Source organism: Roseobacter sp. HKCC-CH-9351, assembly GCF_037830295.1.
Taxonomy (GTDB): domain Bacteria; phylum Pseudomonadota; class Alphaproteobacteria; order Rhodobacterales; family Rhodobacteraceae; genus M30B80.
Genome location: NZ_JBBLYM010000001.1, coordinates 254,773 through 268,462, shown reverse-complemented (window position 1 = coordinate 268,462; position 13,690 = coordinate 254,773). Strand labels below are relative to the sequence as shown.

The following is a 13,690-nucleotide window of genomic DNA, read 5'->3' as shown; positions in this document are numbered from 1 at the left end:
TTATGACGACCTTTACCGCCTTTACCACATTGCCTGCTAAATCCGCCGCCGAAGCCTTGGGTGAGGCCATAGAGGCACTTGATCCCGCGCCCTATGGCGTAGGGGTTTTTGAAATCGAAGATGGCTCTGGCCGGTGGGAGGTGGGCGGCTATTTCCTTGAGGCCCCTGATGAAATCGGATTGGCGCTTTTGGCGGCATCGCATGGCGCGCGGGAATTTGTCGTTTCAGAATTGCCCGAAACTGATTGGGTCGCGCAGGTGCGCCGTGAATTGCACCCTGTGCGCGCGGGGCGGTTTTATCTTTACGGCAGCCATGATGCCGATACAGTTCCAAACGATGCCGTGCCCTTGCTGATTGAGGCCGCAATGGCCTTTGGCACAGGGCATCACGGCACCACCTCTGGATGTTTGATTGCGTTTGATCGCCTGCTCACTGAGGGCCATGTTTTCAAAAATGTGGTTGATATTGGCTGTGGCACGGCGGTCTTGGCCTTGGCTGCCGCCCGGGTCTTTCCGCAGACTGTTCTGGCCTCGGATATTGATGAGATCGCGGTTGATGTCGCCCGTGTAAACGCCCAAGCAAATGACCTCGCAGATCGGATCGAGGCTGTGCAAGCCGCAGGGTTTGATCATCCCACCCTCGCAGCCCGTGCGCCCTTTGATTTGATCTTTGCCAATATCCTAAAGGGGCCACTGATCGAACTGGCCCCCGATATGGCGCGTCATGCCGCGCAGGGCGGTTATTTGATCTTGTCAGGCCTTTTGTTGGAGCAGGCTGAGGACGTCACTGCCGCCTATCTCGCGGCAGGGTTCGAGCGGGTTTATGCGTCCGAGCATGGGGAATGGGCGGCGCTGACACTGCGTTATCTGGGGTGATTGGCACGCCCCGCTTGTTGAATGTTCTTGTTTCGTGCTATTGATGGGCTAAGCTGATGCAAAGAACCACAAAGGGCGAGCAGGCCATGCGTATCATCGGTATTGACCCAGGGCTTCGCTATCTTGGGTGGGGCGTAATCGAGGCGGATGGCCCGCGCCTACGCCATATTTCAAATGGCGTTATCGAAGGGGTGGGCGATGATCTCGCCCCGCGTCTTTTGGCGCTATATGATGGATTAATCGCCGTCCTTGCCGAATTTGCACCAGATTGCGCGGCGGTCGAACAGACCTTCGTCAATCGTGATGGGGCGGCCACGTTGAAATTGGGGCAGGCGCGTGGTGTTGCGATGTTGGCCCCTGCCAAGGCAGGCTTGCCTGTGGCCGAATACGCGCCAAACACAGTAAAGAAAACTGTGGTTGGGGTGGGGCACGCGCATAAAGATCAGATTGGACATATGGTGCGCCTGCAATTGCCCGGATGCGCGCCAAAATCCCCTGATGCTGCTGACGCTTTGGCGATTGCGATATGTCATGCCCATCATGCGCAATCGCAAACGCGGATCATGAATGCAGTGGGGGCAAGCCTGTGATCGGGAAATTGACAGGCCGCGTGGATTACCGCGCCAGTGACCATGTGCTTTTGGATGTCGGTGGCGTGGGCTATGTGGTTCATTGCTCAGAACGCACTCTTGCGAACCTGCCGAATGCGGGGCAAGTGGCAAGCCTTTACACCGAACTTCTGGTGCGCGAAGACCTTTTGCAGCTTTTTGGGTTTTTAACCCCCTATGATCGTGAGTGGCATCGTTTGTTGGTATCTGTGCAGGGCGTGGGGGCCAAAGCCGCGATGGCAATTTCAGGCGCGCTTGGCACAGAGGCCTTGGCCCGCGCCATTGCGATTGGGGATTGGGGCGCGGTCAAAGCGGCCCCAGGTGTGGGCCCGAAATTGGCGCAGCGCGTGGTCAATGAACTAAAGGATAAAGGCCCCGCTTTGATGGCGATGGGTGGTAGTCTGGCCCGCGATTTGACGCAGAATGCCCCTGCGCCCGTGGTGGAAGGCCCGCAGGGGCCTGCATCCAACCCTGCGGCACCGCCGCCGCCTGCAACCGCGCAGGCCGATGCGCAAAGTCAGGCTGAGGCAATTTCAGCCCTGACCAATTTGGGCTATGGCCCCTCTGACGCGGCAAGTGCGGTTGCGCGCGCGGCAGACGAGGCCGACACGACCCCTGCGCTGATCCGCGCGGCACTGCGCCTCTTGGCCCCGAAGGATTGATATGAGCACGCCTGATCCAACATTGCGCCCCGATCCGCACCCGCAGGATGATCTGCGCGAAGATCGCGCTTTGCGTCCTGAACTTCTGACTGAGTTTATTGGTCAGGCCGAAGCGCGGGCAAATTTGCGGGTGTTTATCGAAAGTGCCCGCAAGCGCGGTGAGGCGATGGACCATGTGCTGTTTCATGGCCCCCCGGGCTTGGGCAAGACCACCTTGGCGCAAATTATGGCGCGCGAATTGGGGGTGAATTTTCGCATGACCTCTGGCCCCGTTTTGGCAAAAGCGGGGGATTTGGCCGCGATCCTCACCAATCTTGAGCCGCGTGATGTTTTGTTTATTGACGAAATTCACCGCCTGAACCCCGCAGTCGAAGAGGTGCTCTATCCCGCGATGGAGGATTTTGCACTGGATCTGGTCATAGGTGAGGGGCCCGCCGCGCGATCTGTGCGCATCGAATTGCAGCCCTTTACCTTGATCGGGGCCACCACGCGCTTGGGGCTGTTGACCACGCCCTTGCGAGATCGGTTCGGCATCCCCACGCGTCTGGTTTATTATGACACGCCCGAGTTGGAGCAGATTGTGACCCGTGGCGCGCGCCTGATGGGCGCCCCTGCCGATGAGGAAGGCGCGCGCGAGATCGCCAAGCGCGCCCGTGGCACCCCGCGCATTGCAGGCCGCTTATTGCGCCGCGTGGTCGATTTCGCCGTGGTCGAGGGGGATGGCCGCGTAACGGTGGCGATTGCAGATCGCGCCCTGACACGGCTTGGGGTCGATAAGCTTGGGCTTGACGGGGCAGATCGGCGGTATTTGCGCCTAATTGCGGAGTCTTATGGCGGTGGCCCTGTAGGGATTGAAACGCTTGCAGCCGCTCTTTCCGAAAGCCGCGATGCGCTCGAAGAGGTGGTTGAACCCTATCTTTTGCAACAAGGCCTGATCGCGCGCAGCCCGCGGGGGCGGATGCTGACGCAATCAGCCTTTGCCCATCTGGGGCTGCCCGTTCCCACCCCGCCTGCGCAGACAGGGCTTTTTGAGTGATCAGCCAAATTTCTCGGCCCATGTGGGCAGGGGATCATGTGCTGCAGGGGTGGCCTCATAGACCGCGCGGGCAATCGCACGGCTCAGACAAAGGGCTGCGGCATTTCCCAAATACAGCGTATCCATGAGCGGATCGCGCAGGGCGCGCGCGCCCGTTGCAGCGGCAAAGACCAAATCCCCATCCATTGGTGTATGCGCGGGGTAAATTGCGCGCGCCATGCCATCATGCGCGGCGGTCGCCATGCGGGTGGCTTGCGCTTGGGTTAATGCGGCATCTGTCGCCACAATCGCGATGGTGGTTGCCCCGTCCCGATGCCCTTTGACCAAGGGGCGTGCGGATGGATCGAACGCCCCTGTCCCAAGCCCGCCAAATTCTGCACCCATTTCAAATGGGGCTGCCCAGAATTGCGGGCCATCGCCCATAGTCACGCGGCCCAATGCGTTGACAGCGACCAGAGCGCCCACCGTGATCCCGTCAAAGGTGACCGAGGCTGAGCCAAGCCCACCCTTGAGGTCAGCGGTCAGCGCCCCTGTTCCTGCGCCTACTGTCCCAAGGACAAAATCAGGGGATGCCGCCTCAAACGCCGCACGTCCCAAGGCGGCATAGGGGTTCTGACCCCATGCTTTGTCACCGCCATTGATCAGATCAAAGAGAATTGCGGCGGGCACGATTGGCACAAGCTTATCACCAACGGCGAAGCCTCGCCCCGCGGCCCGCAAGCCATGCATCACACCGGAGGCGGCATCAAGGCCAAAGGCAGACCCGCCCGCGAGAACCAGTGCATCCACCTCCTGCACCAATCGCTCAGGCGATAAGAGTGCCGTTTCTCGCGTGCCAGGCGCACCGCCCATGATATGCACCCCTGCCACAAAGGGGCGCTCGGCTGTCAGAACAGTGACCCCTGTTTTGATCACGTCATCCTGAGCGTGGCCGACATATAGGCCCGCGACATCGGTGATTAAGTTTTTCGCGCCTTTCTCAAACATCGCCATCCCCCTAGATGCAGCGCCCGCCATCAACCTCCAAGGCGGCACCTGTGATCATTGAGGCCTCATCCGAGCACAGGAAGCAGGCAGCATTGCCCATATCCTCGGGCGTGGAAAACCGGCCCAAAGGGATGGTTGATAGAAATTTTGCCCGCATTTCGGGCGTGTCCTCGCCCATAAAACTGGACAACAGCGGGGTTTCCCCCGCCACAGGGCATAGTGCGTTGACGCGGATACCTTGCGGGGCGAGTTCCACCGCCATCGCCTTGGTTGCGGTGATCATCCAACCTTTTGAAGCATTATACCAATTCAGCTTGGGGCGTGGGCTGAGACCGGCTGTTGAAGCGATATTGAGGATGGCGCCCGCTTTTGCAGTTTTCATATGCGGAACGATTTCGCGGGCCATTAGATAAACAGATTTCGCATTCACCGCGAGGACGCGGTCGAACACCTCCTCGGTAACATCTTCCATCATCTGAGGCAGATGGGTGATGCCCGCATTGTTCACAACAATATCAATACGCCCCCATGCGGAGAGCGCAGATTGGGCGAGGGCGGCCACGCTCTCGCCCTTGGCGACATCGGTTTCATGGGCAAGGCTGCCCGTGGCCTGTGCCATGTCATGAGCTGCCGCGCCATTGAGATCGGCAATCATCACCTCGGCCCCTTCGGCGCGGAATTTGCGCACGATCCCTGCGCCAAATCCCGATGCGCCGCCTGTTACAATTGCGGTTTTTCCTGCAAGCCTCATGAAACTGTCCCTTTCTTTGGGGCCGCGTCCAAGCGGGGCGCGGTGTTGAGTAAGTTTTGTGTATAAGGATGTCTGGGGCCAGATAGAATTTGGGGCGCTGGCCCCTGTTCGACAATCACCCCATTTTCCATTACCGCAATAGTGTCGGCCATATGGGCCACAACCGTGAGATCGTGGGTGATGAAAATATACGAAAGCTGCAATTCCTGTTGCAGTGATTTTAGCAAATCCAAAACCCGTGCGCGCACGGAGACATCAAGGGCAGAAACAGCCTCATCAAGCACCACGATATCGGGTCGCGTGATCAGCGCGCGGGCAATGGCAATGCGCTGTCTTTGCCCGCCTGAGAATTGATGCGGGTATTTTTGCGCATGCTGAGGCGAAAGCCCGACCTGCTCAAGTGCAGTCGCAACGCGAGATGTGACCTCATCAGATGGGACATTTTGCAGATCAAGCGGTTCTGCGATCACGCGCCCCACCCGCCAACGGGGGTCAAAGCTGCCATAGGGGTCTTGAAACACAATCGACAAACGCCGCCGATTTTCAAGCGGCATGTTCGGATGCACCTCTGTGCCGTCTAAGACAATCTTCCCTGATTGCGCGGCCTCTAGCCCCAAAATGGCACGGGCGAGCGTGGATTTTCCGCATCCAGAGCCCCCTACGATCCCCAAACATTCCCCTCGCCTAAGGGTAAGATTTGCATCACGCACGGCAACGAAGGGTTCAGATTTGCGCAAGCCTAGGCGTTTGGGCGGATAGATGCGACTGACGCCTTCCACGTATAAGAGTGTCTCGCCTGCCACGGGTTCGGTCTCTTTTGGGGCGGGGCGGGCGGCGGATAAGAGCGCCTTGGTGTAAGGGTCGCGCGAGCGGGACAAAAGCCGCTTTGTCTCGCCTTTTTCAATGATGCGGCCTTGGTTCATCACCGCCACCTCATCAGCCATCGAGGCCACAACGGCCAGATCATGCGTGATCAGCAATAGCGCCATGCCATCCTCGGCAACGAGGGTTTTCAAAAGCGCTAAAATCCCCTGTTGGGTGGCGACATCGAGCGCGGTTGTCGCCTCGTCCGCGATTAAAACATCGGGCGCTGCCGCGATCGCAGCGGCAATGGCCACGCGCTGCCTTTGTCCGCCAGACAGCTCATGTGGATAACGATCAAGCGCGATCTGCGCCAAGCCAACCCGATCCAAAACGGTGCGCGCCTGCGCCATTGCGGCCCGCCGATTGGGAGTGATGCGATGCACCATAAGGGTTTCGGCGACCTGTGCGCCGATTTGCATAACGGGGTTCAGCGCGGTCATAGGTTCTTGGAAAATCATCCCAATCCTTCGACCGCGCAACTGGCACATTTTTCGATCTGACAGGCCCAAGAGACTGTCAGTGCCATTGAGCAGAACCGAACCCTGCGCGCTGCATCCTCGGGGCAATAGGCCCATAATCGCCAGCGCCGTCATCGATTTACCTGATCCAGATTCCCCAACCAAGGCCGTGATCCGATGCGCGGCGAGCGTCAGGGAAAGATCAGAAACCAATGCACCCCCGTCATGGGTGATTGTCAGGTTCTTCAGTTCAAGGCGGGGCGAAGCGGTCATTTCAGGGCGCGCTCCAGTCTTGGGTCAAGGTGATCGCGCAGCCCATCCCCCGCTAAGTTCAAGCCAAAAACCAAGGCCATGATGCAGGCCCCGGGAAGAATGGCCAGCATCGGATGGGTGTAGATCATGGTTTGCGCCTCGGCCAACATACGGCCCCAACTGGGGGTTGGCGGTTGTGCCCCAAGCCCGACATAGGAGAGCGCGGCCTCAGCCAGAATCCCAAGGCTGAATTGGATTGTGGCCTGCACGATGATCAGGTTCAGAATATTGGGCAAGATATGTTCAAGGCTGATCCTAAACTTGGATTTTCCCGCCACACGCGCGGCAAGGATGTAATCCAATGTCCAAAGTGGCAGCACCCCTGCACGGGTCACGCGGGCAAAGACGGGGATATTGAAAATGCCAATTGCAAGGATCGCGTTAAACGCCGAGGGGCCGTAGGTTGCAGTGATCAGAATGGCGATCACCAGCGCGGGAAAGGCAAAGATCAGATCATTGCCCCGCATAATCAGTTCATCGCCAAAGCGCCCATGCTGTGCGGCTGCCAGCAGACCCAAAGGCACGCCAATGCCTGCCCCAATGCCAATGGCCGCCACCGCCACCGCAATAGAGGTTTGCGCGCCCACCATCAGCAAAGATAGGACATCGCGCCCGAATTGATCCGTGCCAAGCAGATAGGTGGCGCTTGACCCTTGCAGACGATTGGCAATCGCAAGGCTTGTGACCTCATGGGGCACCCAGAGGAGGCTAAGGGAGGCGAGGGCAAGGAAAAACAGGCTAATCGCACCGCCAATGATCAAGGATCGCTGCACCTTCATCTGCGCAGCCTAGGATCAAGGGCGGCGTAGGCCAGATCAACCAAAAAGGTTACAAGGATCACGGCGAACACAAGCAGCATGGTGACCGACTCGACCACGATCAAATCGCGTTGGGTGATGCCCTGAAAGATCAGGCGACCAAGCCCAGGAAGAAAGAAAACATTTTCGATGATAATGGCACCCGCAAGAAGAAACGAGAATTGAAGGCCCAAGATCGTCATCACGGGAATGCCTGCATTGCGCAAGGCATGACGCCATAGGGTTTGCCTGCGGCGTAGGCCCTTGGCGCGGGCGGTGCGGATATAGTCTTGCTCTAATGTTTCTAAGAGGGCCGAACGCAAAACCCGCGCCAAAATGGCCGCCTGCGGCAGGGCCAAGGCGAAAGCGGGCAGCGTGAGCGAGGCGAGCCCCGCCCTAAAGCTGTCCCATCCCGCAAATCCACCCGCCGACACCCATTGTAATTGTATCGCGAACAGCAGCACCAACAGCATTGCAAACCAAAAATTGGGGATCGCAATGCCGATTTGCGCAGCCGCCATCACCCCAAGATCGGGCCATGCGCCGCGCTTGGCCGCGGCCAGCACCCCCACAGGGATTGCGAGTGCAGTCGACAGGATCAGCGCGTAAATGGCCAAGGGCAGTGAAACGGCAAGCCTATCTTGGATCAAATCGGCCACGGGCACGCGATAGGTGTAGGATAGGCCAAAATCTCCCTGCACCATGCTCCCGACCCATGCCAGATATCGGGGCAGAAGCCCCCCATCGAGGCCCAGTTCCGCCCGAAGGTTTGCAACCGCCTCGTCTGTGGCATTTAGGCCAAGCATGAAACTGGCAGGATCACCGGGGATAACCTCAATGAGGCAAAAGATAACCACGCTTGCCACGGCAAGGCTAAGGATCATCGCAAGCGCCCGATTGAGAAAATAGCTCAACATGGCAAAACCTTAGCCCGAAGGCGTGCTAGGCCGCTAGAGGGGACTTGCGCGACTCAAGGCTTTCGCGGCAGATAGTGCCGCGAGGTTGGGGACGATGGCGTCGTCCTATGGCAGACCTTCACCGCCCTGAACGCCGGGGTCTTCTGTCAAAGGAGGGTCGGCGATGCAGCGACCTGAATTCTTCCGTTTCCACAATGGCGAAAAAGCCATTCTTCCGTTTTCTCAAGCTGAGTATGATGCCCGCCTGATGGGGCTGCGCGCAATTATGGATGCGCAAGGCCTAGATGCGGTTGTGCTGAGTTCGATGCACAATATCGCCTATTACTCGGGTTTTCTCTACTGTGCCTTTGGCCGCCCCTATGCGTTGGTTGTGACCGTATCTGAGGCGGTCATGATCTCTGCGGGTATTGATGCGGGGCAGCCATGGCGGCGCTGTGCCTGTGATGGGATCACCTATACCGATTGGCAGCGCAACAATTACTGGCGCGCCGTGGCCCATGTAGCGGGGCAGGGCAAGGCGGTTGGTTACGAAGCCGATCATCTGGTCTTGAGCCAATTTGCGCTTCTCACTGAGTTCTTGACGCCAAAATCCACCGCCGATGTCGCGCCTGCTACGATGCTCCAGCGCATGGTGAAATCTGTCGCTGAGCGCGAGTTGATCCGCGCAGGCGCGCAAGTTGCCGATGTGGGCGGTTATGCCATTCGGGACGCCGTGAAGGCGGGGGTGCGTGAGATTGATGTCGCCATGGCAGGGCGCGATGCGATGGAGCTGGAAATCGCCAAACGCTTTCCCGATGCCGAATATCGGGACACTTGGGTATGGTTCCAATCGGGGCTTAACACCGATGGCGCGCATAACTCTGTCACGGGGCGGGTTTTGCAGCGCGGTGATATCGTGAGCCTCAATACCTTCCCAATGATCTCGGGCTATTACACCGCGCTTGAGCGCACAATGTTTGTGGGCGAAGTGGATGCGGCGAGCCTTGAATATTGGCAGGCGAATATCGAGGCGCATGAATTGGGTATGAGCCTGATGAAGCCTGGTGTCAGCTGTGCTGAGATCACCCATGCGATCAATGATTTCTTCGCGGAACGCGATTTGCTGCAATATCGTAGTTTTGGCTATGGCCATTCCTTTGGGGTGTTAAGCCATTATTACGGCCGCGAAGCAGGTCTTGAGCTTCGTGAGGATATCGACACTGTTCTCGAAGAAGGCATGGTGATTTCCATGGAGCCGATGCTGACAATCCCCGAGGGAATGGCAGGCGCGGGCGGCTACCGCGAACATGATATTTTGATCATCACCAAGGATGGGGCCGAGGATATCACGGGTTATCCATACGGCCCTGCCGAAAACGTGGTGGGGTAACCTATCGGAAGGGGCGGTCAAGTGACCGCCCCGTCCCGTTGAAGTTTCTGCTTCAACCTTGCCCCCTGCATAGCATAAGCTTACATCAGGCTTGCGGAACGCACTGGGGATCTATGGCACGCAAAGGCATCATTTTGGCGGGTGGCACGGGAACGCGGCTTTATCCGATTACCATGGCCCTCTCGAAATAGCTTTTGCCGATTTATGATAAGCCTATGATCTATTATCCGCTTTCGGTGCTGATGTTGGCCGATATCCGCGAGATTGCGATCATCACCACCCCGCAGGATCAAGCCCAGTTCAAAAGCGCCCTTGGCGATGGCAGCCAATGGGGCATTCGATTGGACTGGATTGAACAACCCTCGCCCGATGGTCTGGCCCAAGCCTATCTTTTGGCGGAGGATTTCTTGGCAGGGGCACCTTCGGCGATGATTTTGGGTGATAACCTGTTCTTTGGTCACGGATTGCCTGAATTGATGAAAGAGGCCGATCATGACAAAGCAGGTGGCACTGTCTTTGGCTATCATGTGTCAGACCCGCAGCGATATGGCGTGGTCGGGTTTGATGCTGAGGGCCGTGTGCGCGAAATCATCGAAAAGCCATAAGTGCCGCCTTCAAATTATGCGGTGACAGGCCTCTATTTTCTGGATGGCACGGCACTCGCCCGCGCCAAATCGGTGACCCCATCGGCGCGGGGTGAGTTGGAAATCACCTCGCTTTTGCAAAGTTATCTTGACGATGGGCAATTGGATGTTTGCCAAATGGGTTGTGGGTATGCGTGGCTTGACACAGGCACTCATGCCAGTCTGCTCGAGGCTTCGGAATTCGTCTATACATTGCAAAAACGCCAAGGTTTGCAGACGGGCAGCCCCGATGAGATCGCCTATCACAAAGGCTGGATTTCGGCGGCAGATCTTGCCGCGCGCGCCCAGTTGTTCGGCAAGAATGAATATGGGCAATATTTGCGGGCGATCATCAAAGGGGGTTGACCTTACAGTAACTGGAACCTTTATCTGAATGGGGAAATGCCCCAACTGAATGATAAGTGACCCTTTAGAATGCTAGACCATCAAGCGCAGCGCGTGATCCCTTTGACTGTTGAGAACCTTTCTTGTGGGGGCTGTGCTGCACGGGCGGAAAAGGCGCTTGCAGCCTTGCCGCATGTTCGTTCTGCTCAGGTCAATTTGACCACCAAAACCGCCCAAGTGGCAGCCACGCCAGAGTTTGATCTGTCGGCGATGGATGCAGCGATGCGCAAGGCGGGGTATCCCGTTGCGCTTGACCCTGCGCAGACCACTCACTGGCGTTTTGCCGTGGAAAATCTCAGTTGCGGAGGCTGTGCCTCCCGCGCTGAAAAAGCCTTGAATGCCTATCCCGCCGTGATCAAAGCCGAAGTCAATCTGGCCATGAAAGAGGCCTATGTCACCGCGGCCCCCGATTTGGACCTTTCCGATTTGACCGATATGATGCGTCAAGCAGGTTATCCAATCCTGCCTGAGACACAGGCGGCAGAGGCGCAGTCCGAGAGCGGCGCAGAGAATGAATGGCACCTGCTGAAGCGACAGTTGATCTTAGCGGCGCTCCTGACCCTGCCTGTTTTTATTATGGAGATGGGCGGGCATCTTATTCCCGCGTTTCATCACTGGCAGGTCGCGACCTTTGGGGAATTTGCAGTCCGTCTTGTGCAATTTGCCCTGACCGCCTTGGTCTTATTTGGCCCAGGTGCTGTGTTTTTCCGCCTAGGGTTGCCTTCATTGCTGCGCGGCGCGCCAGAGATGAATTCCTTGGTTGCGTTGGGGGCCACGGCGGCGTGGGCCTTTTCCACTGTGGTCACATTCGCACCAGACTTAATCCCAGAAGCCAGCCGTTTCATTTATTTCGAGGCCGCTGCGGTCATCGTCACCTTGATCCTCTTGGGACGTTTTTTGGAATTTCGCGCGCGCGGTCAGGCGGGCGCAGCTATTCGCAGCCTCATGGAACTGCGCCCTGACACCGCCACCCTCTTGCAAGATGGGGCCGAGCGGCAGGTGGCAGCGTCTGAACTGCGGATCGGGGATCTGATCCGCGTCAAACCAGGTGAGAAAATTGCCACCGATGGCATCGTGACCGAGGGCGAGGCCTTGGTTGAAGAAAGCATGATCACAGGCGAGCCTGTTCCAGTGACGAAATCTGTGGGTGATAGTGTTGTGGGCGGCACGATGAACCGCGCGGGCAGCGCTATTTACCGCGTGACTGCAACAGGTGGGAAAACGGTTCTCGCGCAGATCGTGGATATGGTCACAAAGGCGCAGATGACGCGCCTGCCCATCCAATCTTTGATAAATCGCGTTGCGGCGGTTTTTGTGCCTGTCGTGATCGCTGTGGCGTTTGTAACCACGGCGCTTTGGTGGAATTTTGGCCCATCCCCCGTGCAGGCTATGGTGATTGGCGTGTCTGTTCTCATTATTGCCTGCCCCTGCGCCATGGGTCTGGCGACACCTGTTTCTGTTATGGCAGGAACGGGGCGCGCTGCGGAATTGGGGGTGCATTTCCGTGAGGGACGCGCACTGCAAGATTTGCGGCAGGCCGACATTGTGGCCTTTGACAAAACAGGCACCCTCAGCACGGGCGCGCCTGCGCTTGTGGCGTGTTACAACGCGCAGAACGAAGATCGCCTGATTGCCTTGGCTGCAAGTGTTGAGCGCGGATCAGAACATCCCTTCGCCCAAGCAATTGTGGCCGAGGCCGAGGCGCGTGGGCTGACCATCGCGGCGATGCAAGGGTTCCAGAACAGCATCGGTGGTGGCGTCCGCGCGACTGTCGGGGGCGCAGAGATCGCCCTAGGCACAGAGGCCTATTTGGCAGAGTTGGGTGTCAGTGTCCCAGACATTCCCCCTCAGGGCGCAAGCCTGATCCACTTTGCACAGGATGGTGCCTATTCCGGCAGTCTGGCCTTTCGTGACCCTGCTAAGAAAGATGCCCGCGACACGATTGACGCGTTGAAAAACATGGGTCTGAAGATCGCGCTTCTTTCAGGTGATGCTGCGCCTGCGGTTGATGCGCTTGCCGCAGAATTGGACATCACAGAAGCCCATGCTCGCCTCAAGCCCGAAGATAAATTGGCACTTGTGGCGGCGTGGCAAAAGGCGGGGCAGCGCGTTGTTTTTGTCGGTGATGGGATCAATGACGCCCCTGTTTTGGCGCAGGCAGATGTGGGCATCGCGCTTGGCAGTGGCACCGATATCGCGATGCAGGCGGCAGATGTGGTTCTGGTGTCTGGCGCGCCATCGGGTGTTGTGGATGCCATGACCCTGTCGCGGGCCACTTTGCGTAATATTTGGCAGAATCTATTTTGGGCTTTTGGCTATAATGTGGCGTTGATCCCTGTCGCAGCAGGGGCATTGGCCCTGATCGGAGGGCCGCTTTTGAACCCGATGTTGGCGGCGGGCGCGATGGCGGCAAGCTCGGTCTTTGTGGTGATGAACGCGCTACGCCTGCGTCATGTGGGGGGGCATTGATGAATATATCGCAAACGGCCATGGCCACGGGCCTGCCCGCCAAAACCATCCGCTATTACGAGGAAATTGGTTTGATTGCGCCTGCGCGCGGTGAAAACGGATACCGCAGTTTTTCGCAACAAGATGTGCATAAGTTGGGCTTTCTTGGGCGCGCTCGCGAATTGGGGTTTTCCATCGAGGAGTGCCGCGCGCTTTTGGCCCTTTACGAGGATCGCGGGCGCGCAAGCGCCGATGTGAAAGAGATCGCGCAACAACATTTGCAGGATATTGATACGAAAATGGCCAAATTGGCCGCGATGCGGGCGACCTTGGCCGATCTTGTGTCGCGCTGTTCGGGGGATCACCGCCCCGATTGTCCAATCTTGGAGGATCTTGCGATTGAGCCAAGCGGGCGGGTGGATTGAAAAACTGCGCGGGCGCTTCGATTTTGAGGTTGACGCTTGCTCCCGCTTGTCCTACTTCCGCGATGCTTCTGGCGGAGTAGCTCAGTTGGTTAGAGCAGCGGAATCATAATCCGCGTGTCGGGGGTTCAAGTCCCTCCTCCGCTACCAATCCTT

At 57.9% G+C, this 13,690-nt stretch carries 12 protein-coding genes, 1 tRNA gene and 1 pseudogene; 9 read left to right on the top strand and 5 right to left on the bottom strand.

Annotated features, from left to right (window positions below; translation table 11 throughout):
- Positions 1–2: 2 nt before the first annotated feature.
- The 4 genes from AAC632_RS01370 (at position 3) to ruvB (ending at position 3,181) form a co-directional block, all read left to right on the top strand.
- Positions 3–875, top strand: a complete 873-nt coding sequence (locus tag AAC632_RS01370) for a 50S ribosomal protein L11 methyltransferase (RefSeq protein ID WP_340298483.1) — start codon at positions 3–5, stop codon at positions 873–875.
- A gap of 86 nt (positions 876–961) precedes the next feature.
- Positions 962–1,465 carry a crossover junction endodeoxyribonuclease RuvC gene (ruvC, locus tag AAC632_RS01365; RefSeq protein WP_340298788.1) on the top strand — a complete coding sequence of 168 codons (504 nt, stop codon included), beginning with the start codon at positions 962–964 and terminating at the stop codon, positions 1,463–1,465.
- On the top strand, positions 1,462–2,145 hold the full coding sequence (gene ruvA / locus AAC632_RS01360; RefSeq protein WP_340298485.1) for a Holliday junction branch migration protein RuvA: 684 nt from the start codon (positions 1,462–1,464) through the stop codon (positions 2,143–2,145). Before ruvC ends, ruvA begins: the two co-directional genes overlap by 4 nt.
- A 1-nt stretch (position 2,146) precedes the next feature.
- A complete protein-coding gene (ruvB, locus tag AAC632_RS01355; protein WP_340298487.1) occupies positions 2,147–3,181 on the top strand; it encodes a Holliday junction branch migration DNA helicase RuvB in 1,035 nt (344 codons plus the stop codon).
- Here ruvB and AAC632_RS01350 read toward each other — a convergent pair whose 3' ends face one another.
- From AAC632_RS01350 to AAC632_RS01330, 5 genes are read right to left on the bottom strand one after another with little or no spacing between them, the layout of a single operon-like run.
- Complete coding sequence (locus AAC632_RS01350; protein WP_340298488.1) at positions 3,182–4,168, bottom strand: P1 family peptidase; 987 nt, start codon at positions 4,166–4,168, stop codon at positions 3,182–3,184.
- A 10-nt stretch (positions 4,169–4,178) separates the two neighbouring features.
- Positions 4,179–4,919 (bottom strand): SDR family oxidoreductase, encoded by a 741-nt coding sequence (locus tag AAC632_RS01345; protein ID WP_340298489.1) that lies wholly within the window; start codon positions 4,917–4,919, stop codon positions 4,179–4,181.
- Positions 4,916–6,514, bottom strand: a complete 1,599-nt coding sequence (locus tag AAC632_RS01340; RefSeq protein ID WP_340298490.1) for an ABC transporter ATP-binding protein — start codon at positions 6,512–6,514, stop codon at positions 4,916–4,918. The genes AAC632_RS01345 and AAC632_RS01340 overlap by 4 nt, the downstream gene beginning before the upstream one ends.
- Entirely contained in the window at positions 6,511–7,326 is an 816-nt protein-coding gene (locus tag AAC632_RS01335) for an ABC transporter permease (RefSeq protein WP_340298789.1), read from the bottom strand. The genes AAC632_RS01340 and AAC632_RS01335 overlap by 4 nt, the downstream gene beginning before the upstream one ends.
- Positions 7,327–7,328: 2 nt before the next feature.
- On the bottom strand, positions 7,329–8,267 hold the full coding sequence (locus AAC632_RS01330; protein WP_340298491.1) for an ABC transporter permease: 939 nt from the start codon (positions 8,265–8,267) through the stop codon (positions 7,329–7,331).
- Between the two features lie 163 nt (positions 8,268–8,430).
- Between AAC632_RS01330 and AAC632_RS01325 the strand changes: the two genes are divergently transcribed.
- The 5 genes and pseudogenes from AAC632_RS01325 to AAC632_RS01305 all read left to right on the top strand — a co-directional run bounded on the left by AAC632_RS01325 (position 8,431) and on the right by AAC632_RS01305 (position 13,684).
- Positions 8,431–9,636 carry an aminopeptidase P family protein gene (locus AAC632_RS01325; protein WP_340298492.1) on the top strand — a complete coding sequence of 402 codons (1,206 nt, stop codon included), beginning with the start codon at positions 8,431–8,433 and terminating at the stop codon, positions 9,634–9,636.
- 113 nt (positions 9,637–9,749) lie between these two features.
- Positions 9,750–10,625: pseudogene (rfbA, locus tag AAC632_RS01320) on the top strand (glucose-1-phosphate thymidylyltransferase RfbA).
- 69 nt (positions 10,626–10,694) lie between these two features.
- Positions 10,695–13,133 (top strand): heavy metal translocating P-type ATPase, encoded by a 2,439-nt coding sequence (locus AAC632_RS01315; RefSeq protein ID WP_340299850.1) that lies wholly within the window; start codon positions 10,695–10,697, stop codon positions 13,131–13,133.
- Positions 13,133–13,537, top strand: a complete 405-nt coding sequence (cueR, locus tag AAC632_RS01310) for a Cu(I)-responsive transcriptional regulator (RefSeq protein ID WP_340298494.1) — start codon at positions 13,133–13,135, stop codon at positions 13,535–13,537. The genes AAC632_RS01315 and cueR overlap by 1 nt, the downstream gene beginning before the upstream one ends.
- Before the next feature lie 70 nt (positions 13,538–13,607).
- Positions 13,608–13,684 (top strand) — tRNA-Met (locus tag AAC632_RS01305).
- The last annotated feature ends 6 nt before the right edge of the window (positions 13,685–13,690 follow it).